19 protein-coding genes are annotated in these 23,378 nt (G+C 73.5%); 8 read left to right on the top strand and 11 right to left on the bottom strand.

From position 1 onward, the window contains the following. Nucleotides 1-188: 188 nt before the first annotated feature. Together AC067A_RS36895 and AC067A_RS36890 are read left to right on the top strand one after the other, a co-directional pair. Complete coding sequence (locus tag AC067A_RS36895; protein WP_479247947.1) at nt 189-674, top strand: hypothetical protein; 486 nt, start codon at nt 189-191, stop codon at nt 672-674. 223 nt (nt 675-897) lie between these two features. Then, nucleotides 898-1,740, top strand: a complete 843-nt coding sequence (locus AC067A_RS36890; protein ID WP_479247946.1) for a phenylalanine 4-monooxygenase — start codon at nt 898-900, stop codon at nt 1,738-1,740. Nucleotides 1,741-2,029: 289 nt separating this feature from the next. Here the strand turns inward: AC067A_RS36890 and AC067A_RS36885 are convergent, their stop codons facing one another. Genes AC067A_RS36885 through AC067A_RS36865 form a run of 5 tightly spaced genes read right to left on the bottom strand, consistent with a single transcriptional unit; the run spans nt 2,030 to nt 10,333 of the window. Beyond that, nucleotides 2,030-3,073, bottom strand: coding sequence for a GntG family PLP-dependent aldolase (locus tag AC067A_RS36885; RefSeq protein ID WP_479247943.1), 1,044 nt, complete (start codon nt 3,071-3,073; stop codon nt 2,030-2,032). Between the two features lie 16 nt (nt 3,074-3,089). Continuing rightward, nucleotides 3,090-5,357 carry a pyridoxal-phosphate dependent enzyme gene (locus tag AC067A_RS36880; RefSeq protein ID WP_479247941.1) on the bottom strand — a complete coding sequence of 756 codons (2,268 nt, stop codon included), beginning with the start codon at nt 5,355-5,357 and terminating at the stop codon, nt 3,090-3,092. Nucleotides 5,358-5,376: 19 nt separating this feature from the next. After that, nucleotides 5,377-6,300: a GHMP family kinase ATP-binding protein gene (locus AC067A_RS36875; protein ID WP_479247939.1), complete on the bottom strand. Its 924-nt coding sequence runs from the start codon at nt 6,298-6,300 to the stop codon at nt 5,377-5,379. After that, a complete protein-coding gene (locus AC067A_RS36870; RefSeq protein ID WP_479247936.1) occupies nt 6,297-7,793 on the bottom strand; it encodes a lyase family protein in 1,497 nt (498 codons plus the stop codon). Before AC067A_RS36870 ends, AC067A_RS36875 begins: the two co-directional genes overlap by 4 nt. Next, a complete protein-coding gene (locus AC067A_RS36865) occupies nt 7,790-10,333 on the bottom strand; it encodes an amino acid adenylation domain-containing protein (protein WP_479247932.1) in 2,544 nt (847 codons plus the stop codon). Before AC067A_RS36865 ends, AC067A_RS36870 begins: the two co-directional genes overlap by 4 nt. A 375-nt stretch (nt 10,334-10,708) precedes the next feature. Here AC067A_RS36865 and AC067A_RS36860 point away from each other — a divergent pair, with 375 nt between their 5' ends. The 3 genes from AC067A_RS36860 to AC067A_RS36850 are packed head-to-tail and all read left to right on the top strand — an operon-like array spanning nt 10,709 to nt 15,360. Then, nucleotides 10,709-12,391 (top strand): condensation domain-containing protein, encoded by a 1,683-nt coding sequence (locus AC067A_RS36860; protein ID WP_479247929.1) that lies wholly within the window; start codon nt 10,709-10,711, stop codon nt 12,389-12,391. Between the two features lie 18 nt (nt 12,392-12,409). Next, entirely contained in the window at nt 12,410-12,775 is a 366-nt protein-coding gene (locus AC067A_RS36855; RefSeq protein ID WP_479247925.1) for a cupin domain-containing protein, read from the top strand. Nucleotides 12,776-12,816: 41 nt separating this feature from the next. Beyond that, nucleotides 12,817-15,360 carry a non-ribosomal peptide synthetase gene (locus AC067A_RS36850; protein WP_479247923.1) on the top strand — a complete coding sequence of 848 codons (2,544 nt, stop codon included), beginning with the start codon at nt 12,817-12,819 and terminating at the stop codon, nt 15,358-15,360. Between the two features lie 78 nt (nt 15,361-15,438). On the opposite strand, the gene AC067A_RS36845 is transcribed toward AC067A_RS36850, so the two are convergent. From AC067A_RS36845 to AC067A_RS36820, 6 genes are all read right to left on the bottom strand, one after another. Beyond that, nucleotides 15,439-16,770, bottom strand: coding sequence for an FAD-binding oxidoreductase (locus AC067A_RS36845; RefSeq protein ID WP_479247921.1), 1,332 nt, complete (start codon nt 16,768-16,770; stop codon nt 15,439-15,441). Between the two features lie 163 nt (nt 16,771-16,933). Further along, complete coding sequence (locus tag AC067A_RS36840; RefSeq protein ID WP_479247919.1) at nt 16,934-17,152, bottom strand: MbtH family protein; 219 nt, start codon at nt 17,150-17,152, stop codon at nt 16,934-16,936. A gap of 12 nt (nt 17,153-17,164) precedes the next feature. Beyond that, nucleotides 17,165-18,436, bottom strand: coding sequence for a condensation domain-containing protein (locus AC067A_RS36835; RefSeq protein ID WP_479247917.1), 1,272 nt, complete (start codon nt 18,434-18,436; stop codon nt 17,165-17,167). 27 nt (nt 18,437-18,463) lie between these two features. Beyond that, the gene (locus tag AC067A_RS36830; RefSeq protein ID WP_479247915.1) at nt 18,464-18,751 is read right to left on the bottom strand and encodes an acyl carrier protein; all 288 of its coding nucleotides are present in this window, start codon (nt 18,749-18,751) and stop codon (nt 18,464-18,466) included. Nucleotides 18,752-18,833: 82 nt separating this feature from the next. Further along, nucleotides 18,834-19,661 carry an endonuclease/exonuclease/phosphatase family protein gene (locus AC067A_RS36825; RefSeq protein WP_479247913.1) on the bottom strand — a complete coding sequence of 276 codons (828 nt, stop codon included), beginning with the start codon at nt 19,659-19,661 and terminating at the stop codon, nt 18,834-18,836. 236 nt (nt 19,662-19,897) lie between these two features. Beyond that, a complete protein-coding gene (locus AC067A_RS36820) occupies nt 19,898-20,578 on the bottom strand; it encodes a 4'-phosphopantetheinyl transferase family protein (RefSeq protein WP_479247909.1) in 681 nt (226 codons plus the stop codon). Nucleotides 20,579-21,014: 436 nt separating this feature from the next. On the opposite strand from AC067A_RS36820, the gene AC067A_RS36815 reads away from it, so the two are divergent. Genes AC067A_RS36815 through AC067A_RS36805 form a run of 3 tightly spaced genes read left to right on the top strand, consistent with a single transcriptional unit; the run spans nt 21,015 to nt 23,155 of the window. Continuing rightward, the gene (locus AC067A_RS36815; RefSeq protein ID WP_479247906.1) at nt 21,015-21,782 is read left to right on the top strand and encodes a thioesterase II family protein; all 768 of its coding nucleotides are present in this window, start codon (nt 21,015-21,017) and stop codon (nt 21,780-21,782) included. A gap of 22 nt (nt 21,783-21,804) precedes the next feature. Then, nucleotides 21,805-22,032 carry a hypothetical protein gene (locus AC067A_RS36810; protein WP_479247903.1) on the top strand — a complete coding sequence of 76 codons (228 nt, stop codon included), beginning with the start codon at nt 21,805-21,807 and terminating at the stop codon, nt 22,030-22,032. A gap of 10 nt (nt 22,033-22,042) precedes the next feature. Then, nucleotides 22,043-23,155 carry a winged helix DNA-binding domain-containing protein gene (locus AC067A_RS36805; RefSeq protein ID WP_479247901.1) on the top strand — a complete coding sequence of 371 codons (1,113 nt, stop codon included), beginning with the start codon at nt 22,043-22,045 and terminating at the stop codon, nt 23,153-23,155. The last annotated feature ends 223 nt before the right edge of the window (nt 23,156-23,378 follow it).

Here is a 23,378-nt window from a genome sequence, read left to right as displayed (position 1 = left end):
GTTATGTGCACCTGGACGGTTTCCCGCTCAATCCCAACCGCAAGGTCGACCGGCTCGCGCTGCGCAAGCTCGCCGAAGACATGACCATCTGAACAGGACACCGTGCCCGGGGCGCCGCGCAGCCGCAACTCATGCCCTGGAGGCGGAACTCCACGACCTCACCCCGACCGGACTTCCCTGGTGATCGCATGCCCTCCCACGGATACAGCACACCGTCCACGCCCGCCGGCGACCTGCGTCCCCTCGTGACGCCCCGCGTCATGCCGGCGCTGCCCCGGCGCCTCTGGTCCGACCGGGACCGGGAGCGCATCCAGGCGGGTGGACCGCGTACCGGCGACGGATCCAAGTGGAGATCCCGCTGCCTCGACGACACCCTCCACCTGTACCGGAGCGAGACCGGCTACGGCATCTACGAAGCCTCCTTCCGGCCGCTCGCCGGCGGGGGTTGGAGGATCTCGCACGCGGTCGTCGAGGGGCACGCCCCGCGCTACGCGTCCCCGTCGGCGGAGTACGACCGCCTCGTCCTGGAGCTCGTGGTCAGCGCCGTTCTGCTCGGCGAACCCGCCGGGGAGCTCCGCGCCTCGCTGACGCGCATGATGCGTTCGCTCTCGGGCGTCCTCGACATGACCTCCGAAGTCGTCGAGCACAGCGTTCTCGGTCTTCCTGCCGCCTGACCCTGCGTGCCGCCCGCCGCGACGAGGTGGAGGGCGCGTGATCCGGGCGGAGTGCGCCCCCCCCGGTCCGGCCGGGCGCCCGGCCGGCGACCCCGCCCCACGGCGTGCCTCCGGCGGCCGGGCGGCCCGGGAGGTCGTCGTCCCGGGGCGGTCCGGGTGCGCCCGCGCCCGCGTCGCGCCGGCGGATCCCCCACGCGTTCCCCTTCGAATTGGAGTGATTGTCATGCAAGGCCCTCGCGACCACGTCACCGACACCGCCTATGAGAAGCGCCGCGACGAGATCGCGGCGCTGTCGGCCGGCGTCACCCTCGACGGCCCCGTCCCGGTGGTCGAGTACGTCGACTGGGAACACGAGGTGTGGCGGCTGGCCTGTGCCGCCCTCGACGCCCGGCACCGCGTGGACGCGGCCGCGGAGTACCTCGAATCGGCGGAGGCGCTGGCCATCCCGCTGGATCACGTCCCCCAACTCCGTGACGTGAGCGCACGGTTGAGCTCGATATCCGGGTTCCGTCTCCAGTCGGCCGCCACCCTCGTGCCGCTGAAGGAGTTCTGCGGCAGTCTCGCGAACTCCGTCTTCCGCTCGACGCAGTACATCCGGCACCCTCGCGCCCCCCTGTACAGCGAGGACCCCGACATGCTGCACGACCTCGTCGGCCACGGGAACGTCCTGGCGAACGACCGGTTCGTCCGCCTGTACCGGCTCGCCGGCGAGGCCGCCAACCGCGTGGAGACCGACGAGGCCCTGCAGTTCATCGGCAAGGTGTTCTGGTTCACCCTGGAGTGCGGTGTCGTCCGCGAGCGCGGCGAACGCAAGGCGTACGGGGCGACACTGGTCTCCTCCTACGGGGAGCTGGACCACTTCCGCGGCGCCGAGTTCCGCCCGCTGTCCATCGAGGGCCTCGTCGACGTCAAGTACGACATCACCACGTACCAGCCGCTCCTGTTCGAGGCGGACTCCATGAACGAGGTCGAGGACCTGGTGGGCTCCTTCTGGGACACCTGCGACGACGACGGCATCGCGGCCCTGTTCGACGGGGCCTCACGCTCGGTCGGCACCCGGCGCTGAGCCGGTTCGCCCGCCCGGCGCACGACCGGGGAAGCACCCAGGAGGGCCGACGGCGACGACGCCGTCGGCCCTTCGCCTGTGCGGCCGGCGGAGGAGCGCCGACGGTCACGGGAAGCCCGGCGGAGGGGCCCGCAGCCACCGGAAGGACGGCGGGCGGGGGAGCACCCCGGCCAGGGGCGGGGCGGCCGGGGAGTGCGCCCGGGCACGGGAAAGGCGGCGGGCGCGTGGCGCCCGCCGCCTTTCCCGTTCGCGCGGGTGCGGGGCCGGAACCGGCCCCGCACCCGTCGGTTCACCGCGCCCCGCGCACCACGTCCGCCACGATCGCCACGGCGGCGGAGACGTCGTCCGCGCCGAGTCCGCGGTGCGTGACGGCCCGGATCCGTCCGTGGCCGAACTCCCCCATCGCCAGGCCGCGTTCCTGGACGGCCCGCAGGAAGCGGTCGTCGTCCAGGCCCGGGGCCGTGACCCGGAACAGGACGATGTTCGTGGTGACGGACCCGGGGTCGATCTCGATGCCGTCGATCTCCGCGAGCCCGGCCGCGAACCGCGCCGCGAGCCGGTGGTCGTCGGCGAGGCGGTCGACCATGGAGGTCAGCGCGACCGCCCCGGCCGCCGCGAAGACGCCGGCCTGGCGCATGCCGCCGCCGAGCATCTTGCGGACGCGCCGCGCCTTCTCGACGAAGTCGGCCTCTCCGGCCAGGATCGAGCCGATGGGCGCCGACAGGCCCTTGGACAGGCAGAACTGGAGGGAGTCCGCGTGGGCGGCGATCTCCGCCGCCGGCACGCCCGTGGCCACGGCGGCGTTGAAGATCCTGGCGCCGTCCATGTGCACCGGGAGGCCGTGCCCGGTGGCGAAGCGCCGGAGCTCGGCCAGGTACTCCTGAGCGAGCGGCCGGCCTCCCATCCTGTTGTGGGTGTTCTCCACGCAGACGAGGCCCGGCAGCGCGAACTGGGAGTCCTCGGGGTCGGGCGGAAGCGCCGCGGCCAGGTCCTCCAGCGCCAGGGTCCCGTCGGGCCGGGTGCGTATCGGCTCGTACATGATGCCGCCGCAGACGCTCGCCCCGCCGGCCTCGTACAGGTAGATGTCGCTCTCGTTGCCGACGAGCACCTTCCCCCCGCGCGGCACGTGCACCATGAGGGCGGCGAGGTTCGCCATGGTGCCGCTGGGCATCAGGCAGGCGGCGGGCTTGCCGACGCTCTTCGCGGCGAGCTCCTCAAGCCCGTTGACCGTGGGGTCCTCGCCGTACACGTCGTCCCCGAGGGCGGCTCGTGCCATCGCGGACATCATCTGCTCGGTGGGCAGCGTGAAGGTGTCGCTTCGCATTTCGATCATGTCGACCCGTCCCGGCTCAGTCGTTCGTCAATCGGACAGTGATGCGGTCCAGCGCTGAATCGAGCGTCCGGTCGAGCTCCTCGACCGAGTCGGCCGAGGCGATGACGTAGCCCATGCGGTCATAGGCGTCGGTGGCCGGCCGGACGGGGTCGCCGGGCCGGCGCGCGACGTGCACCTCCGCCACCCCGGGCAGGCGCCGGGCCGACTCGTGGCCGTCCAGGCCCGCCAGCCGGCCCTCCTCGGCGCTCGTGAGGAAGGCGACGCCGGTCGGGGTCAGCGCTCCGCCCGGGAGCTCGACGGGCAGCCCGGCCGCCGCTCGCAGCTGCTGCGTCAGCAGGTCGGGGCCGCCCGCCAGCCGGATCAGCTCGGGGATCATGCCCCCCGCGAGCCGGGCGTTGATCTCGATGACCGTCGACCCGGCGGGCGTCAGCCGCAGCTCGGTGTGGCAGGCGCCGTGGCGCAGCCCGACCGCCCCGACGGCCGCCCTGACCACCCGCTCGATCTCGGCGGACGCGGTCTCGCCCAGCGGAGCGGGGAAGGCGTGCCGCAGCTCGACGAACGACGGCGGGGCCGACACCGACTTCCGGGTGACGCCGACCAGGTGGAGCTCGCCGTCGGCGAAGATCGTCTCCACGCTGAACTCGGTTCCCTCGACGAGCTCCTCGACCAGCACCTCCTTCGCGACCGCCTGCTCGCGCACGTTGTGCGTGATCGCGAGGAGCTTCGCGGCGTGGTCCCGGGCCTGCTCGACGGAGGTGCACAGCAGCACCCCCGTCGACGCGGAGTCCGCGGCCGGCTTGACGACGCACGGCAGTCCCGTGGCCGCGACCGCCTCGGCGACCTCGGCCTCCCGGGTCACGGCCACCGAGACCGGCTGGGGCAGTCCGGCGTCCGTCAGCAGCCGGCGGGTCTCCGACTTGCGGCGGCACGCGGCCACCGCCGCGGGCGGGTTGCCGGGCAGGCCGAGCGTCGCGGCCAGCGCGGCGGCCGCCTCCAGGTAGAACTCGCTGGTGGTCGTCACGCCGGCCAGCTCGCCGACGTCGAAGCGGGCGCGCAGGGCCGCCGCCGGCGCGTCGGGGTCGTTGGTGTCGCAGCGGATGACCTCGCAGTCGGCCTCGCCGATGCCGGGGTACCTGCCGGGACGGCTGGTGAGCAGGACGGGCACCAGCCCGAGGTCCCGGGCACGCGACAGCGCGAGCATGCCGGTGCCCGTCGTGTTCGACTCGACGAACACCAGGCGCCTGCGCGGCGTGGAGGGCACCTCGGCCCGTGCCCAGCCGTCCACCTCGGTGCCGTACGCGACCTCCGACGGCTCGCTGCGCACGGGGAGTGCGGCGAGGCCGGCCCGGTCCCAGTAGCCGTCGTCGTAGATCGAGTCCACGTAGCGGTCGCCGCGGTCGGGGAAGATGCCGACGACGCGGGTGCCCGGGGGGACGGTGGTGGCCAGGTGCCTCAGCACCCGGTAGACCGAGCCGGAGGAGTTCCCGGCGAAGATGCCCTCCTCGCGGGCGAGGTCACGGGTCGCGACGAACGCCTCGTGGTCGTTCAGCCAGTGGACCTCGTCGATCTCCGCGTGGTCCAGGTTGCCCGGCACGAGGCTGTTGCCGATGCCGCTCTGCTTGCGTCCCGGCTGGTCGGGCTGGCCGAACAGGACGCTGCCGACGGCGTCGACGCCGATCACCCGCAGCGGCTCGGTCCGCCCCGCGGCCTTCAACTCCCGCCGCAGGGCGCGGGCGGTCCCGCACAGGGAGCCGCCGCTGCCGACCGCGCCGACGAGGACGTCGACGCCGCCCAGGTCCGCCACCAGCTCCCTGGCCAGCGCGGCGTAGGCGAGCGGGTTCTGCGGGTTGGAGTACTGGCGCGGCCAGAACGCCCCCGGGTACGCGTCGCGCAGCGCGGCGAGCCGTTCGAGACGGGCGCTCTGCCAGCCGTTCGCCGTCATCGCGTCGACCACGTGCACCGAGCAGCCGAGTGCCCTCAGCTTCGCCAGGGTGATCGCGTCGATGCGGGGGTCGGTGACGATGTGCACCGGGTGGCCGAGCGCGTGGCCCGCCACCGCGAGGCCCAGCGCCATGGTGCCCGAGGAGCTCTCGATGATCGGCGCGCCCGGGGCCAGGACCCCGTTCTCGCGGGCCTCGAGAACGACCTGGCGGGCGACCCGGTCCTTCATCGCGAACAGATTCTGCAGTTCGAGCTTGGCCGCCACCGTCACGTCCGCGGGCGCAGCCCGCAACCGCACGAGGGGGGTGTGCCCGATGGCCTCGACGAGGTCGTTGTAGATCATTGCTTGTTCCGCTTCCTGTTCAGCTCGAAGCCAAGGTCTGGTAGCAGAGCACCCGTTCGCGGTGGACGAGCTGACCGCACCGGTTGATGGCCTGGGCCAGCCGGCTCCGGAAACCGGGGACGTCGTGCGGCAGCAGCAGCCCGATCGTCGACCCGCTGTGCGCGGTGACGACGCCGACCCCGCCGATCTCGGCGCTGAGGGCGGTCATCGCGCTGAGGGTCCGCTTGCGGCAGAGGCGCTGGTTCAGATGGGCGCTGCGGGTCGCGACCCGGCCGATCGCGGCCGCGTCACCGGCCCGCACCGCCGTCCGCACGTCGTCGAGGAGCCGGGCGTACTCGTCCCGCTCCGCCGCCGTGAAGTTCTTCGGGATCCTGTTGAACGCGACGGTGTCCACGGTGCCGCCCTCGTCGATGCCCACGATGGTCATCGGCGGCAGCGCGCCGAGCCGGTCGAGCAGCTCGACGTCGCGGTGCCGGAACGCGACGGCCCCCGGATACATGACGCCGTCCGTCGGCTCGATCTCCCGCAGCACGTCCTCGATGACCCGGGCCGGCAGGTCGACGCCGACGGCGCTCGCCACCGCCCGCGCCGTCGCCACCAGGTCGGCCGAGGAACTCGCCAGGCCCTTGCCCTCCGGCAGGGATCCGTCGAGCCGCAGGCACCCGCCACCGTCCGCGTAGCGCGCGAGAACGGCCTCGGCGACCCTGCGGGCCTTCGTCTTCGTGGCCGGGAACACCTCGACCGCGTCGTACGCGCTCCGGTACTCGAACGTCGCGGTGGCCCACCGGGCGATCGGCAGGGTCACCAGGAAGTCGGGCCCCCCGTCCGGCAGCGCGCCCTGGAGGAGCTCCCCGAAGGTGCCGAAGGCGGAACTGACCGCGACGGCCCGGGCGGGCGAGGCGTGCCGCCCGGCCGTCGGCTGGATGAGCTGCCGGCTCGTCATGCGGCTCCCCCGGCCGCCGGCGCCACGGCGGCGTCGGTGGCCGCGATCGCGTCCCCGACCGCAACCCGGCGCGCGTCCCACTCCGCCGTCAGCGCGTCGAGCCGCCGGCGCTGCTCGGCGAGCAGCGCCACCACGGCGTCGGGGCCGGTCGAGCCCGCGGACACCTTCGCGCGCAGCTGCGCGTCCACGTCCGCCGAACCCGTCAGGTACGAGGCCGGGTCGTCCAGCGGATGCCCCTCCTTCAGCGCCGCGTCGGCGAGCGCCGCCGGGTCGGTGTGCCCGGCGTGGCCGTCGCCCCCGGCGAGCACCGCGGTCACGTACCGGCCGGCGATGACCTGGGCGGTGCGCCACGGCACGCCGGCCCGCAGGGTCAGCTCGTTGGCCAGGCCGAAGCCGCCGAAGTGGTCCTCCTCGCAGACGGCGCGCATCCGGTCGGTGCGCCACTCCAGCCGGTCGACGACCAGGGTGAAGCCGGTCAGCACCGCGCGGATAGCCCCGAACATGTTGCCCGCGTGCAGGCCCGCCTCCTTGGAGACCTCCACCATGTTGCTGTACGGGGTGTTCCGCTGGCCCGTGGCGAAGTCGACGTAGAAGGCCGTCAGATGACCGGTACGGCCGCGCAGCCGCTCCAGGATCGGGTAGTTCTTCTTCTGGGGCATGGCCGCCGAGATGCCGGCCAGCTCGTCCGGCAGCTCGACCAGCCCGTACGCGCTCGACGACCACGCCATGAGGTCGGTCAGGACGCGGCTGAACCCGACGCCCGCGGAGGCGATGTCCGCGGCGACGTCGAGCAGCCACTCCCGCGAGGCGACCGCGGACAGCGCGTGCGGGACCGGGCCCGCACAGCCGATCGCCGTCGCCAGCCAGTCGCGGTCCCAGGCGAGTTCCTGCCCGGCCATGGGACCGGCGCCGAGCGGCGAGAAGTTGATCCGGTCGTAGGTGGCGAGCAGCCTGGACGAGACGCGCAGCGCGTGCTCCGCCACGGCGCTGAGGTAGAAGCCCGGCGTGATGATCTGCGCCGCCTGGAGGTGCGTGTACCCGGGCATAGGCGAGGTCACGTCCTGGGACGCGCGCGCGTGCGCGACCTCGGCCAGCTCCCCGAGCATCGCCGCGACCTCGGTCACCTGGTGCCGCCCGTAGAGGAGTTGGGCGCACGCCTGGAGGTCGTTGCGGCTGCGGTCGACGTGCCAGGCGGGCACCGGCTCCGGCAGGACCTCCGCCACCCGCTTCTCCATCGCCAGCGCGATGTCGGTGAGCGCCGCCCCCGCACCCGCGGTGAGCACCTCCGGGGTCAGCCCGCCGAGCGCCTCCGCGAGCCGCTCCACCTGCCGGGCCGACAGGACTCCGAGACGGCGGTACTCCCGCAGGAGCGCCTTCTCGATCAGCACGTACCAGGGCAGCAGGTGGACGACCTCGTGCCGGAACTGCGGTTCGAGGAACTCCTGCCGGACGAAGTCGTCCGGCGTCGCCGTGAGCCGGCCGGTCAGCTTCAACGGGTACCGCCCTGCGCCGCGTCCGCGAGGGTCGCGGAGACGAGTTCCGCCGCCGCGGCGGGGTGGCTGCGGACGAGGTAGCGGCCCGCGTCCTCGATCCGGGTGGTACGCGCCCCGGGCAGCACGTCCGCGCAGCGGGCCGCGGCGCCGCCCTCGCCGGGCGCCCGGGGGATCACGATGACGGTGGCGGGCACGTCGAGGGTCCCGGCGAAGGCACCGAGCGAGCGCTCCGCCTCGCCGAGGTCGTGCAGGTAGGCCCGCTCGATCAGCTCGGTGCGGCTCGACCGCGACTGGTCGACGTCGGTGAGCGCGCCGGCGTCGCGCAGCCAGGCGCCGATGTCCGCCGACCCGGCCGCGACCGGGTCACCGCCGGAGTCCTGTCCGGTGGCCGCCGCCAGGAACAGGTGCCGCGGAGGCGCACCGGCGGTCCGCAGCGCGCGGGCGGTCTCCAGCGCGAGCGCCACGCCCGCGCCGTGGCCCCACAGCGCCACCGGGATCTCGATCCGCTCGCGGATCTCCTCGCCCAGCCGGTCGGCGATCGCGTCGACGCCGACGAGCTCGTCGTCGGGCCTGGCGATGTCGTGGCCGGGCAGCTCCACCGCGTACACCGCCACGTCCGACGCGGCCAGCGCCCGGGCCATGGCCTCGAAGTTGAGCGCGTTGCCCGCCTCGTACGGCACGCACACCAGCGCCGTGGTCGCGGTCGCGGGAACCGAGAGGGGCTGCAGGAGCGGCGACTCCTCCGAACCGGCCCCGTCGGCGGCCTGCGCCAGATCGGCGAGCACCGGGTTCGCCATCAGGTCCACGAGGGAGATGAGCCCGCCGAGCTGCACGACGAGCCGGACCGCGGCGAGCGAACCGCCGCCGAACGCGAAGAAGTCGTCGGTGCGGCCGACCTCGTCGAGCGGCAGGCCCAGGACCTCCGCCCAGACCGTGGCGATCCGCCGCTCGGTGTCCGTCCGCGGCGGCGTCAGGCTGTTGCCGCTCGCACTGTTGGTCTCGAGGTCGGCGAGGCCGCGCTTGTCCACCTTGCCGTTGTCGGTGAGCGGCAGTTCGGGCAGCCAGCGCAGCGTCCGCGGGACCAGCTGGAGCGGCAGCCGCTCGGCCAGCAGCTCGCGGACGGCCGGGATCGCCTGCTCGGCGGTGTAGAAACCGGCCAGGCGCTTGCTCACGCCGTCCGGCATGACGATCACGCACGCCGACAGGACCCCGGGCACCCGCAGGAGCTGGGCCTCGACCTCGCCGACCTCGACCCGGACGCCGCTGATCTTCACCTGCTCGTCCCGCCGGCCGACGAACCGGAGCCGGCCGTCGGGCAGCCAGTGCCCGTAGTCACCGGTGCGGTAGCGGCGCAGACCCGGCCGGACGGGGTCGTCCCCGAAGGCCTCGGCCGTACGCTCGGGGTCGTTGATGTAGCCCCGGCCGACGCAGACGCCGGAGAACGTGACCTCACCGACCGAGTCGTCCCGCACGGGCAGTCCGTCCGGGCCGATCACGTCGACGAGGACGTTGGCGATCGGCACGCCCACGGTGACCTGGTCGTCCTCCGCCATGGAGCGGATGACCTCGTGCGTGGTGTCGTCCGACGCCTCGGTGGCGCCGTACGCGTTGACCACCGGCACCTCGGGGCACTGCTTGAACCAGCGGGTGAGCACCTGCCGGCTCACGGCCTCGCCGGTGACGCCGAGCATCCGCAGCGAGCCGGGTGCGGGGTCGCCGCCCTCCAGCCGGGTGACGATCACGTCCAGGTAGCTCGGGACGAGCTGCAGGACGCCGACGTTCTCCTCGGCGAGGAGCCGGAGGAGGCCGGGGACGTCCAGCATCAGCTCGGGGTCGATGATCACGGTGCTGCCGCCGACGACGAGCGGCGCGATCGCCTGCCACAGCGAGATGTCGAAGCACTGGGACGCCGTCTGCGCGACGACGGTGCCGGACTCCAGCTCGAAGGTGTCCACCTTCGCCAGCAGGTGGTTGAGCATGCCGGCGTGCTCACAGGCGGCGCCCTTCGGCGCGCCCGTGGAACCGGAGGTGAAGTAGATGTAGGCGAGCGCGTCCTCCGCGACGCGCTCCGGACGGGCCGCGAGGACCGCCGACGGCGCCAGCGGGAGTGCCCGGACGGCCGCGTCCTCGAGCGGACGCGCCGACACCTCGGCCTCGACCAGCGCGATCCGCGTCCCGCTGCGGCGCAGCAGGTCGGCGATGCGCTCGTCGGGGTACGCCGGGTCGATCGGCAGATAGACGCCGCCCGCCTTGAAGATGCCGAGGATCGCGGCCAGCCAGTCGAGCGAGCGCTGGCTGATGACCGCCACCACGCCCTCGGGCCGGAGCCCGGCCGCAAGGAGCGCCCCGGCCACCCGGTCCGCGGCGGCGTCGAGCTCCGCGTAGGTCCAGCGGGTCCCGCGGTGCACGGCGGCGACAGCCGACGGCGTCTCGCGTGCGCACTCCTCGAAGAGCTCGTGGACACGGCGGTCGGGGAGCGGCCGTACCGGCCCGACTCCACGCGACCGCGGACCGCGGACCGCCTCGACCTTCTCCGTCACGGTGCCAGCCTTTCCGGCCGAACGTAGGGGCGGCCTGGATTCCAGATCAATCAACCGACGAGAAAAACGCACGCGTTGTGGAGCGTCACGGAGGACCGGCGCGGCACCGCACGGGCCGACGGCAACGGCCTCCGGTGCCCAGCACGTTAGTGAGCCGCGACAGCCACCCGTACTGACATCGGTCAGGGCTCGGACGGGAGGACGGCACGAACGGCCCGGCGCGCCCCTCCCGCGGCGGTCGGCCAGGTCGGCGGCGGGCACGGGTGCGGGCCGGCCCCCGTCGCGTCCCGGCCGAAGTACTGACAGGTATCAGTACCGGAATGCCACCGGCGCGCCTGCATACTCGGCACCAGTCGCACCAAAAGGAGACCTGGAGTGTTCCCGCTCAGCGCCTCACAGCAAATCGTCTGGCTGCAGCAGAAGGTGGTTCCCGACAGCCGCGCCTATCACGCCACGGCGGTCGTCGACTTCCACGGTGAAATCCACCCCACGGTGCTCCGCCGATGCGTGTCCGACGCGGTGGGGCGCCATGACGCGATGCGGATACGGATATGTGACGAAGGCTCTGCGATCGCCTTCCAGGAAGTCGTGGAAAACCTCCGCATAGAGATTCCCGAACACGACCTGCGAGGCGTCGGGGATTCCGAGGAGCGGCGGGCGGAGCTGCTCCGCCGGCAGGTGCTCGCCGAGTTCGACCTGCAGACCGCGCCCCTGGTCCGCTGGACGCTGGTGCGCCTGGCCGACAGCCACTGGCAGCTCTTCATGACCGAGCATCACCTGGTGCACGACGGCCGCTCCACCGTGGAGTTCCTCGCGGGCGTGTTCCGGCAGTACGCGGCCGAGGTGACCGGCGGGGAGTTCGTCGCGGAAGCCGCTCCCTCCTACGAGGAGTACGTCGCCCATACCCACTCCGACGAGTACCGCGCGCGGGTCGCCGCCGACGTCGCGTGGTGGGCGGAGCGCCTCGAAGGCGCCCGGTTCACCGTCGACTTCCCCGGCATCGGCTCACGGCGGTCGGCCCTGTTCGACCACCGCGGAGGCCAGTTCCGGCAGGCGATTCCCGCCGACCTCATGGCCCGGGTCAGCGCGGTCGCCAAGGAAGGCGGCAACACCGTCTTCGCCACGCTGCTGGCGGTCTACGGCGAGCTCTGCCGCCGCCACTCCGGTCAGGACGACCTGGTCATCGGCATGCCGTTCGCCAACCGTCCCCCCGGCTTCGAGCGCACGGTGGGCATGATGGTCGGCGCCGTTCCCCTCCGGCTGGCGATCGACCCCGGCGCCCCGGGCGGCGAGGTCGCCACGGAGGCCATGGAGGCGGTCTTCGACGCGATCGACCACGAGTCGGCGCCGATCCAGGAGCTCGTGAAGGCCACCGGGCGCAGCAGCAAGGGGCTCGGCAACCCCCTCTTCAACATCATGTTCGCCATGCACGACGCGCCCTGCCCCCCGATGGACGTCCCCGGCCTCTCCGTCGACATGCAGATCGCCGTCGGCGCCGACAGCACCAAGTTCGACCTCAGCGTCGTGGTCATGCCCGGCAAGGTCCTCCACGGCACCGGCGGCGAGCACGGATACGAACTGGTCTGGGAGTACTCCACGCAGGTCTTCGCACCCGAGCACGTGGAGCTGCTCGCCACGGGCTTCGAAGACCTGCTCCGCGCGTACGTCGAGCGTCCGCACGAGCCGATCGGCAGCCTCGCGCCGGCCGTGGTCGCGCCGCCGGCCGCCGGTCACGACACCGAGGAGGACCCCCTCGCGCCGGCCGCCGAGGTGGAGCCGCCCGTGGCGGCCGCCCGGCCGGCCGCCGGCCCGGAGGGCTCCGCGTCGCTGTGGCTCCAGGCGTTCCGCCACGTCCTGGAGCGCGACGACATCGACGAGGACGACGACTTCTTCCAGGTCGGCGGCTACTCGCTGCTCGTCCCGATGCTGCTGGCGCACTACGAGTCGCTCGCGGGCTGGCGGCCGCCGACGAGCCTGGTCTTCGAGTTCTCGTCGCCGCTCGAACTCGGGGCCGCCTCGGCCGAGCGCCTCCGGCAGCCCACCGGCGTACGGGGCTGACGACGGGGGAACGGGGCGATGACCAAGTACCGGCACACGGTCGAGGAAGCCGACAGGTTCACCAAGCACGGCATCGACCTGACGGTCTACGGCCAGGACGACCCGGCGGCCACGGTCGTGCGCGTGAACGTCGAGCGAGGCCATTTCCAGGAATTCCTCAACACCAGGAGTTCCTACACCTATTACATCGTCAGTGGTCAGGGCGTGTTCCACCTGGACGGCGAGCCCGTCGCCGTCGACGCCACCGACCTGATCACCGTCCCGCCGAACACCCGGATCTTCTATTTCGGCGCGATGGAGATGGTTCTCACGGTGGCGCCCGCGTTCGACGAACGAGACGAACGGCACGTCAGGTTCATCAGCGAGAGCGAGAGCCCCTGCTGATGCCGCTGCCGGGCATCACTACCACTTGGATGGAGGACGGCATGTCGACGACCACGGACGGGGCCGCACTGCTCATGGAACGCAATGCGCGCACTCTGGCGTCGCTACCGAACGAACTGGCCCTGCCGACGGATCGTCCGCGACCGGCTCACGTCTCCTCGGTGAGGGAGTCGCACCGGTTCGGCATCGCTCCCGAGGTCCACCGGGCCCTGCTCGCGGCGGCCGGGGAGGCCGGGGTGACGGTGGGGACGACGGTCCGGGCCGCCGTGGCCGCCCTGCTGGCCCGGCTGGGGGCCGGCACCGACCTCCCGATCGCGGTTCCCGCCGCGCCGCGACCCGGGGTGCCGCGGGGCGACGCGGCGGAGTTCCTCGCCCGTCACCTCGTCGTACGCATCGACGCCTCGGGCGACCCGACGCCACGCGCACTCCTCGACCGGGTGCGGGACGCGGAGGACGCGGCGCGAGCGGCGCACGACGTGCCCGCGGAACGGCTGGCCGAGATCGTCGACCTCGCCCCGTACGCGGGCCGGAGCCCGCTGGTCCAGGTGAGCGCCCACGTCGACGACGAGGTCACGGACGGGAGCGCCACGACGGACCCGTCCGCCTTCGACCTCGCCGTCACCCTGACCGGGCGCCGGCGGGGCGACGGGGAGCCGGCGGGCATCGCCGCCGAGATCGCCTACGACACCGACCTCTTCGACCGTGCGACGGCCGTCTCGCTCGCGGACCGGCTGGTCCTGCTGCTGACGGCGTTCGCGACCGCGCCGGAGACCGCCCTGTCCCGCGTGGAGCTGCTGTCCGACGCGGAACGCAAGGCCTGGCTGGAGACGTCGAGCGGGGCGGAGCGCGAGATCGGCGAGGGCACGCTGGTCCGGCGGTTCGAGGACCGGGTCCTGGAGACACCGGACGCCGTGGCGCTGGTGTGCGGCGAGAGGTCGCTGACCTTCGCCGAACTGAACACCCGGGCCAACGCGCTCGCCCACCGCCTGATCGGCTCGGGCGTCCGGACCGAGGAGCCGGTGGCCATCCTGATGGACCGCTCCCCGGAGCAGATCGTCGCGGTCCTGGCCATCCTCAAGGCCGGCGGCTGCTACCTCCCGCTGCACCCGGCCCACCCGGCGGACCGCATGCTCGGCGTCATGGCCGCCGCGGACGCCCGAATCCTGCTGACCGACACGACCCACGCCCACCACGAGGCCGCGCGGGGCGCCACCGCCACGCTCCTCGTCACGGCGGACGACGCCGAAGGGGCGGCCACCGGCAACCCCGACCGCGCGCCGCTGCCCGAGCAGGCCGCGTACATCCTCTACACCTCGGGCTCGACCGGAGTCCCCAAGGGCATTCTGGTGCCCCACCGGAGCGTCGTGTGCATGGCGCTCGACAGCTCCTGGGACGAGGCGGCCGTGGCGCGGATGCTCGTGCACTCGCCGCTGGCCTTCGACGTGTCGTCGGGCGAGCTCTGGCTGCCGCTGCTCAGGAACGGGCGGCTGGTGATCGCGCCGCCCGGGGACCTGGACGCCCAGGGCCTGAGGGAACTCGTCGCACGCCACGGCGTGACCGGCGCCCTGCTCTCCGGCGGACTCTTCCGCAGCATCGCCGACGACTCGGCGTCCGCCTTCGCCGGCATGCTCCGCGTGTACACGGGCGGCGAGGCGATCTCCCCGGTCGCGGTGCGCAAGGTGCTCGAAGCGGCCCCCGGCCTCGTCGTCCACCCCCAGTACGGCCCCACCGAGGCCACGCTGTGCGTCACCCACCACAGCGTCGACCGGGCGGACCGGCTGACCGGCGACGTCCCCATCGGCACGCCGATGGACAACAGGCGCGTGTACGTCCTGGACGAGCACCTCGAACCGGTGCCGCCCGGCACGGTCGGCGAGCTGTACCTCGGCGGCGAGGGGCTGGCCCGCGGCTACGTCGGCAACCCGGCGCTGACCGCGGAGCGGTTCGTACCCGACCCGTTCCACGGCGTGGGCGCCCGGATGTACCGGTCGGGCGACCTCGCCCGCTGGACCCGCGACGGCGTCCTGATGTTCGTGGGCCGCACCGACGACCAGGTGAAGGTACGCGGCTACCGCATCGAACTCGGCGAGATCGAGACCGTCCTGGCCCGGCAGGACGAGGTCGCGCGGGTCGTGGTGATCGTCCGGCAGGACCGGCCGGGCGACGAGCGCCTGGTGGCGTACGTGGTTCCGGCCGCCGGACGGACACCGGACCCGGCGGCGCTGGCCGGCCGGGTCGGCGCGGCACTGCCCGCCTACATGGTGCCCTCCGCCTTCGTCACGCTGCCCGAACTGCCCCTGACGCCCAACGGGAAGCTGGACCGCAAGGCCCTCCCGGCCCCCGACTACGGCGGCGGCACCGGCCGGGGCCCCCGCACGCCCGAGGAACACCGGCTGTGCGCCGTCTTCGCCGAGATCCTGGGCCTCGAACGGGTCGGCATCGACGAGGGGTTCTTCACCCTGGGCGGCGACTCGCTCCTCGCCACCCGGCTCAGGACCAGGATCCGCACCGAACTCGGCGTGGAACTCCGCGCCCAGGCCCTGGTCCGCAACCCGACCGTCGCCGAGCTCGCCCGGCTGCTCTGACGGAACCGCCCCGCACGAAGACGCCCGGGGGGCCACCGCACTCGGTGCGGTGGCCCCCCGGGCGTCGCGCGTCGCCGCCTACTGCGCGGGCGCGCCCAGGTAGCCGGGGAACAGCCCGTCGGGGTCACGGTCCGCACGGATCCGCCGGAACCGCGACCAGGCCGCGTCGGACATGATCCGGTCGGGCCTGACCGTCAGGTCGCTGTCCCCCAGGTAGCAGCCGGCGGACGCGGGGGCCACGCGGCGCATGGTGGCGTCCAGCCACGCCCGGCACCGCGCGTCCTCGCCGGGGGTCTCGCCGATCACGTACGCGGCGAAGTACAGGTCGGTCCCCACGGACAGGGCCATGTCCGGCGCCGGCCGCGAGCGCAGCGGGGTGAAGTCGCCCAGGACGGTGAACGTCCTGGGCGTCGGCAGGCCGCCGAAGGCGGGCACCAGCGCCGGGACCAGTTCGGAGGCGTCACCGGCGAGGAAGGCGTTGTCCGCGAAGTAGCGGTGGTGGTCGGGGTTGGCCCGCAGCTGCGCCGCCTGCAGCTCGGCGAACCCCACCGGCCGGGCGACCGTGGTCGCCGACGCCTTCCCGGCCACCGGGCAGGTGTCGAGCGCGGCCAGCGACGCCGGCCCGCCGTCGAACGACAGGGCGTCGACGATCACCACCGGGGCGCCGGAACCGGGCGGGGTGCAGCCGACGGCGGCGAGCTCGACCGAGGCCGGCACCTCGCCGCGCGCCGCCAGGTACCAGGCCAGGACCTCGGGAGCGAGCTCGGCGGGGTACACGTACGAGGACTGCGTCAGCTCCCTGAACCGGGGGCGGGTGCGCAGCCGGAACCCGGTCACCACGCCGAAGAAGCCGGGGCCCGCGCCGCGCGCCGCCCAGAACAGGTCGGCGTTCTCCGTCTCGGAGCACCGCACGAGGTCGCCCCCGGCCGTCACCACGTCCATGGACTCGACGGACTCCGCGGCCCAGCCCCAGCCGCGGCAGTTCCACCCGATGCCGCCCTGCAGCAGGAAGCCGCCCATGCCCACGGTGGGGGAGTGGCCCACGGAGAAGAACCGGCCGTGCTGCGCGAGGTACGGGTCCAGGTCCAGGCCGCCGCGCACCGCGGGACCGACCGCCACGGTCGCGTCGGCGGGGTCGTACGCCATGCCGGTGAACAGGGCCAGGTCGACGAGCAGGGTGTCCTCGCGCAGCGACCACGCGGGCCAACTGTGCCCGCCGGAGCGGACGGAGACCTGCCAGCCCTCGGCCGCCGCCAGCCTCACCCCCGCCGCCACGTCGGCGGCGTCCGCCGCGCGCAGCACCGCCGCGGGGCGCCTCGACGGCAGCCGGTGGTTGAAGAGGCGCGAGGTCGCGGCGTCGGCGAACCCGGTGTCGCCGCTGCGCCAGAAGGCCCCGGTGAATGAAGTCATCAGCAAGTGGTCCCCAGATCGCTCCGCACGCCGTGCGGATCGGTGGGCACAGGGGCCGGGCCGCGCCAGGGCCGCCCGGCCGCGCCTGTGCGTGGATGTCGGCCGGACAGGAGAGGGCGGCGGCGCGCCGTGCGCGCGCCGCCGCCGGTCGGGGCCGTCGCCGTCAGGCGGCCGGGCCCCCGTCGACGGACAGGCTCCGCCGCAGACTCGCGGGCCTCAGGTCCGTCCAGGAACGGTCGAGACGGGCGAGGCACTCGGCCTTCGTGCCCCGCGTCCCCGCCTCGGACCAGCCGGCGGGCAGCTCCCGCCCGACCGGCCAGACCGAGTACTGCTCCTCGTCGTTGCGCACCACGCGGAACGCGCGTGCCTCGTCGTCGTACACAGGACTCCCTCCCTAGCTGCCGGCGGGCAGGGCGAACGCCTCGGCCGCGTCGAGGAGCTGTTCCACGGCCGCGCCGGGGAAGCGGCTCTCGTTGTAGTGCGCGACGATCTCCGGGCCCGTCTCGTACAGGTTCCAGCCGACGACCACGGTCTCCGGGAAGCGCTTCCCGCCGGGGATCTCCAACTCCACGTACTCGGCCTCGGTCCCGGTGAACGGCGGCAGGTCGTACGAGGAGGGCGGCTCCTCGTTGAGGCTGACGTACAGTCCGGCCTGCCGGTCCGGCACCATCAGCGTCTCGTTCCAGTACCGTCCCGCGACGAGCAGCGGAATGCTGTGCTCGAAGACGTCGTGCGTCCGGAGGAACACCTCGCGGACCGTCTCGATCCGGCTCCCGCGCTCCCGTCCCAGGTGCAGCGGCACGGTCTGCACGAAGAGACCGGCGGTCCGCGAGGTGCCGGGCAGCGTGCGGCCGTGCTGGTTGACGGAGATTCCCGGCGCGGCCTCGCCGGTGACCTCCGGGGCCGCCGCGAGCACACCGGCCGTCACCGCGGCGAAGGGAGTCGCCCTGGCCTCCAGCGCGAAGCGCCGCAACCGCGCCTTCGCGTCCGCAGGAAGCGCCCGGGTGATCCTCCGGGGCCGGTACTCGCCGCCGTGCCCGGTGCCGACGGGGAACGGCGGCGGGACCGTCCCGAACTCGTCGACGTACGAGCCCCAGAAGGCGCGCCGCTCCGCTCCCCAGGAGCCGGCGAACAGACGGCGCTCCTCCGAGGCGAAGGCCTGGTAGCTGCCCGCACCCGACACGTCACCGGCATCGCCGGCCAGCGCCCGGTTGTAGAACTCGGTGAAGTCCGACCGGATCCGGGCCCACGAGGCGAGGTCGTTGATGATGTGGTCGATCGCGATCCCGAAGAGGTGCCTGCGCTCGTCACGCCGCACGACGGCGATGCGCGAGAAGCCCCGGCCGTCCAGGCTGAACGGCTCGCCGACGAAGCGCGTCATCAGCTCGACGGCCTCCGCGTCCGACCCGGCGTCGAGGACCTCCACCTCGCTCAGCGCGTCGTCGTACGTGCACGCCTCCTCGGGCGACAGGTAGGTGCGGCGCAGCACGTCGTGGCGCAGGCACACCCGCCACCACGCGTCGCGCAGCGCGGCGAGGTCGAGATCGCCGGTGAGCCACATCGCCATGTAGTGCAGGTTGTGCCAGTCGGCGAACTCGCCGGTCAGCCGGGCCGTTTCCGCCAGCGAGGTCGGCCCCGCCGACCCCTTCTCCTGCGGGGACGTCATCTCTCACCTCCGGGCACGTGACGCCTGTCAGGCCTGCGAACGGGCGCCGTCGGCACCGGATTCCCCCCGCCCCGGCTCGCCTTCCAGGAAATCCGCAAGGCTGCGCGGCGAGGCGTGGGAGAACACGTGGCGCAGCTTCACGTCGACCCCGAGGGCGTCGTGGATCCTGCCGGTGATCTGCAGGACGTGCAGCGACGACCCGTCGTTCTCGAAGAGGTCGGACTCCTCGTCGAGTTCGGGATTGCCGAGGACCTCCCGCCAGATCTCGGTCAGAGCCGCGACGCGATCCGGCGCCATCTGATTCTGTGGACTCATGTCGGGAGCTCCTCACGACTGCTGCGCGAATTCCTGGTGCCCACAACTCGCGGGTTGCGGCGGAGCCACAAGCTACCCACCGTCAGGAAGGGCCTGTACTGACACCGGTCAGGATCATGCCGACGTCTCCCGCGTCCTCCGCCTGCACCTGAACGCGCACCTGGCAGTAGGCGTGGTCGGACTCCGTGGCCGCCACCGTCGTGCTGAGCAGCCGCAGCGCGCGACCGTAGAGAACGTGGTCGTTCTGGACGCCCTTGGCCGTCGTCGGAGTGCCTTCGAACGCGCTCCGGTAGCCCCCCGCGCCCATCACGTCGCCCAGCAGGTCCCCGAGGCGCCCGTGGTTCGCGTCGACCCCGGCGAAGGCCGTCCCCGCACCGCCGATCTCCCGCAGGTCCTCCGCGAGCATCCGCCACATCGGCGCGAACCGCGGCTCGGTGGGGCTCGCCCCGAAGCGGTGCAGCGGGAAGCAGTGCCCGTTCACGACGCCGAGCCGCCGGCCGCCCAGATCCACCGACCCGACCGCGTACCCCTTGTCGTGCAGCGTCCAGCGCCGGCCTCCGGGGCCCGAACCCTCCAGGCCCGGATTGGGGAACCGCTTGAACACCACGTCGTCGAGGGGGAAGCGCGACAGGATCCCGAGCGCCAGGGAGGCGTCCCGGACCATGTGCGAGGCGCTCACGGGAAACGACACGACGTGCGGATAGCCGGCCCGTCTCGCCAGTTCCTCCGCCTGGCCTTCCCGGCGCCCGTGGTAGTCGTGCGCCTCCTGCAGACACACCACGTCGGGCGCGTGTTCCTCCAGCACCGAGGCGTGGTGGCCGAGCGACGGAACTCCGTCGCGCTGATGCGACGCACCGAGGATTCCGCCCCCGATGTTCCACGTCGCGAGTTTCAGGAGCGCAGGCGTCATCGAGGCGTCCTCTACGGCTCGTGGCGGGGCGACCGGCCCGCTGTCGTGGCGCGCCAGACTACGGGCGGGCCCGTCGCGCACGTACTGACAGCGGTCAGGAGAAGGACCCGCCCGGCGCCGCTCTCCCGGTCACGCGCCGGCGTCTGTTCCGAGGCCTGTTCCGGCTCCCGTTCCGACGCCTGTTCCGACGCCTGTTCCGGGGCCCGCTTCGGCGCCCGGACCCCGCCTCGGTCCGGTCAGGCGGGGTGCGGCACCGCGACGGCCGTCGCCACGAAACCCTGCCGGCTCGTCCAGCGGCCCTCGAACCCTTCGAGCCGGCGGTCGCCCACCCGCGGACCCGGCACGAGGAGCCCGGCACGGAACCCGCCGCACGCCCGCTCACCGGGATCCACGGAGATCTCGACGTCCGCCTCGGAGAAGTCCAGCCACTTCCCCGTCAGCGGTGACCACGCCTTGTAGACCGCCTCCTTGGTGCTGAACAGCAGCCGGTCCCAGGGGACGCCCGGATGCTCGGCGGCCAGCCTGCCCAGCCGGTCGCGCTCCGCGGGCAGCGACACGATCTCCAGCACGCTGTCGGGCAGCGGTGCCGCCGGCTCGGCGTCGATGCCCAGCGAGACGACGTCGGCGCCGTGCGCCAGCGCGGCCGCGGAGTAGCCCTCGCAGTGCGTCAGGCTCCCGACCAGCCCGGCCTGCCAGGCCGGTGCACCCCGTTCGCCCGGCAGCACCGGCTGCGGCGGCAGGCCGAGCTTCGCCATGGCCCGACGCGCACAGACCCGTACCGTCGTGAACTCCCGGCGCCGCTTGGCGACCGCCCGGCTCACGAGCGCGGCCTCCTCGGGGTACAGCTCCGAGTCCGGGGCGGTGTGGCCGTAGCTCTCCACCACGACCACGCTCTCCGGCAGCAACGCCTCGATCACCGCGCACCCTTCTTCTCCGCCGGGACCTCCGCGACACGGGGTTTCCTCGCCCACCGTATCCAGCGGCGCATCCGGAGGTATGACTGCGGACGCCCCGCACGCCCCGCACGCCCCGCACGCCCCGCACGCCCCGCACGCCCCGCGGCCGGGGCTGTCAGGATAGCGGCCGAGAGGCGGACGGACGTCGGTGGGAGAAAGCACTTGCCGGGGACGCCGCCGAACCGGCCGACGGACAGTCCGTGGTGGAGGCCGTCGCGCCGAGGACCTCGCGTCCGGACGCCGGGTGTTCGAGACGCTCGACGCGGCCGTGACCGACCCGGACGCCGTCCCGGCCTGCTCGGGGCGGACCCTGCCGAGGTGACGGGCCGCCCCGAGGGACGGCACGATGACACCCCTGCCGTCCCCCCCCGCCACCCCACGACCTCCGAGGAGCAGCATGACCACCCCCGGCGCCCGCAACTCGCCCTGGACCCGCCGGTACCGCCCGGCGAACGATGCCCCGATCCGGCTCGTCTGCCTGCCGCACGCGGGCGGTTCGGCCCCCTTCTTCGTCCCCATGGCCAGGGCCCTCTCCCCGGCCGTCGACGTGCTCGCCGTGCAGTACCCGGGCCGGCTGGAACGCCGGAACGAGCCCCTGATCGAATCCCTCGCCGAACTCGCCGCACGCGTCGTGGACGAGCTGATCCCGTGGACGGACCGGCCGGTCGCGCTGTTCGGACACAGCCTCGGCGCCCTGCTCGGCTTCGAGGTCGCCCGGCTGATGACCGCGAAGGGACACCCGCCCGTCCGGTTCTTCGCGTCCGGCCGCCGCGCGCCGGACATCCAGCGCGCCGAGTTCTCCTACCGGATGGATGACCAGGGCCTGCTGCGCGCGATGGCGGAACTCGGCGGCACCGACCCGCGAGTCCTCGCGGACGAGGAGCTGATGCGCATGGCGCTGCCCGTGATCCGCGCGGACTACCGGGTCGTGGAGTCCTACCGGTACGAGCCCGGGCCGCCGCTCGGCTGCCCCGTGACGGTGCTGACCGGCGCGGACGACCCGAAGGTCTCGGCCGCGGACGCGGCCGCCTGGCGTGCGCACACCTCCGGCGCGTTCGAGGTGGTCACGCTGCCCGGCGGCCACTTCTACCTCGTGGACCGGCACGAGACGGTGACGGACCTGATCGCGGAGCGGCTGGCGGCCCTGGCCCTCAAGCTCCGTTGACCGGTGGCGGCGAGGACCTTCCGTGACCGGCACTGCCGACACCGCCCCCGTCGGCCCCGTCGGCCCCGTCGGCTCCGCGGCGCGGCGACCCGCGACGACGTCACCGCCGGTCCTCGCCGCCGGGTGCGCGCTGCTGCGCCGCCGCACGGCCTCGGCCGTCCGGGGCGAGGCCGTCCTGTTGCCGGGCGGCAGCCGCGCAGGCGGTGGGCGGCGCGCATCGAGGACGGTAGCTGTCCGCAAGTGTCGCTAGTGTGCCGATCATGGCCCTCAAGACGATCCACCCCGTCCTCGGCACCCGCGCGCTGAACCGCGCCACCCTCGACCGGCAGCTGCTCCTGCGCCCCGCGTCGCTGGGCGCGGAGGAGGCCGTGGGGCACCTCGTCGGCCTTCAGGCCCAGAACACCAAGCCCCCGTACTACGCGCTCGCCGCGCGCCTGGAGGGGTTCCGGCCCGAGGACCTCTCGGAGCTCATGGAGTCGCGGCGCGTCGCCCGTATCGTCTCGCTCCGGTCGACCGTGCACACCCACACCGCACGCGACGCCGTCGGCCTGCGCAGGCTCGTGCAGGCCGGGGCCATCGACCGCGAGCTGAAGATGTTCCGCAAGGGGCTCGACGGCGTCGACCTCGACCGGCTGAGCGCCCTGGCGGCCGAGTACGTCGAGGAGCGGCCCCGCACCCCCAAGGAGCTGCGGGAGCGGCTGCTCGTGGAGTGGCCCGAGGCCGACCCGCAGGCGCTGACCATCGCCGCCCGTTGCCTGCTCCTGATGGTGCAGGTCACCCCGCGCGGCCTGTGGAGACGGAGCGGGCAGGTCGCGCTCACCACCACCCGGGTGTGGTTCGACGGCCCCGACGGGGAGGCGGCCGCGGTCGACGAGACCGTGCGGCGCTACCTCGGCGCCTTCGGACCCGCCTCCGTCCAGGACATGCAGACGTGGTGCGGTCTCACCCGCCTCCGTCCGGCCTTCGAGCGGCTGCGGGCCGAGCTCCTCGTCTTCCGCGACGAGCGCGGCACCGAGCTCTTCGACCTGCCCGACGCGCCCCGCCCCGACGAGGACACCCCCGCGCCGCCCCGCCTCCTTCCCGAGTTCGACAACCTGCTCCTCTCGCACGCCGACCGCACCCGCGTCGTCCCCGCCGAGCACCACGGCCGCACCTGGACCGGCAACCAGGCGCACCGCACGTTCCTCGTCGACGGCCTCCTCGCCGGCATCTGGCGCCTCGACGAGGCCAAGGACCGCACGACCCTCACGCTCGAACCCTTCACGCGCCTGACGCGCGCGACGCTCACCGCCCTCACCGCCGAGGCCGAGCGGACCCTTCGACTCATGACGCCTCCGGGCACTCCGTACGACATCGCGTACGCGGAGGACTGACGGGCAGTCGGGAACGCCAGGGCGGGTCACCGGGGCCGCGTTGTCGGATTTCCCGGGAGATGGCAGGGTGTTCACACTTGCGTTCTGCGAACGCCTGTGTGTACGGGGGAGATTCGATCATGGCTGTGACGGTGCCGGACTGGGCGGACACGCTGCTCGACCTGGTGGGGGTGAACTGGCCCAACGTCGACGAGGACGCGTACCGCGACATGGCGGACGCGCT

The sequence above is a fragment of the Streptomyces sp. NPDC043176 genome (assembly GCF_056436715.1).
This window is presented reverse-complemented; position numbering and strand designations above follow the sequence as displayed.

Bases quoted from the DNA above. Each gene is read 5' to 3' on its own strand.
- AC067A_RS36825 (WP_479247913.1), bottom strand. From the start codon at position 19,661: ATGACGCCTGCGCTCCTGAAACTCGCGACGTGGAACATCGGGGGCGGA.
- AC067A_RS36845 (WP_479247921.1), bottom strand. From the start codon at position 16,770: ATGACTTCATTCACCGGGGCCTTCTGGCGCAGCGGCGACACCGGGTTC.
- AC067A_RS36885 (WP_479247943.1), bottom strand. From the start codon at position 3,073: ATGATCGAAATGCGAAGCGACACCTTCACGCTGCCCACCGAGCAGATG.
- AC067A_RS36875 (WP_479247939.1), bottom strand. From the start codon at position 6,300: ATGACGAGCCGGCAGCTCATCCAGCCGACGGCCGGGCGGCACGCCTCG.
- AC067A_RS36855 (WP_479247925.1), top strand. From the start codon at position 12,410: ATGACCAAGTACCGGCACACGGTCGAGGAAGCCGACAGGTTCACCAAG.
- AC067A_RS36895 (WP_479247947.1), top strand. From the start codon at position 189: ATGCCCTCCCACGGATACAGCACACCGTCCACGCCCGCCGGCGACCTG.
- AC067A_RS36890 (WP_479247946.1), top strand. From the start codon at position 898: ATGCAAGGCCCTCGCGACCACGTCACCGACACCGCCTATGAGAAGCGC.
- AC067A_RS36815 (WP_479247906.1), top strand. From the start codon at position 21,015: ATGACCACCCCCGGCGCCCGCAACTCGCCCTGGACCCGCCGGTACCGC.
- AC067A_RS36830 (WP_479247915.1), bottom strand. From the start codon at position 18,751: ATGAGTCCACAGAATCAGATGGCGCCGGATCGCGTCGCGGCTCTGACC.
- AC067A_RS36880 (WP_479247941.1), bottom strand. From the start codon at position 5,357: ATGATCTACAACGACCTCGTCGAGGCCATCGGGCACACCCCCCTCGTG.
- AC067A_RS36850 (WP_479247923.1), top strand. From the start codon at position 12,817: ATGTCGACGACCACGGACGGGGCCGCACTGCTCATGGAACGCAATGCG.
- AC067A_RS36835 (WP_479247917.1), bottom strand. From the start codon at position 18,436: ATGACGTCCCCGCAGGAGAAGGGGTCGGCGGGGCCGACCTCGCTGGCG.
- AC067A_RS36805 (WP_479247901.1), top strand. From the start codon at position 22,043: ATGGCCCTCAAGACGATCCACCCCGTCCTCGGCACCCGCGCGCTGAAC.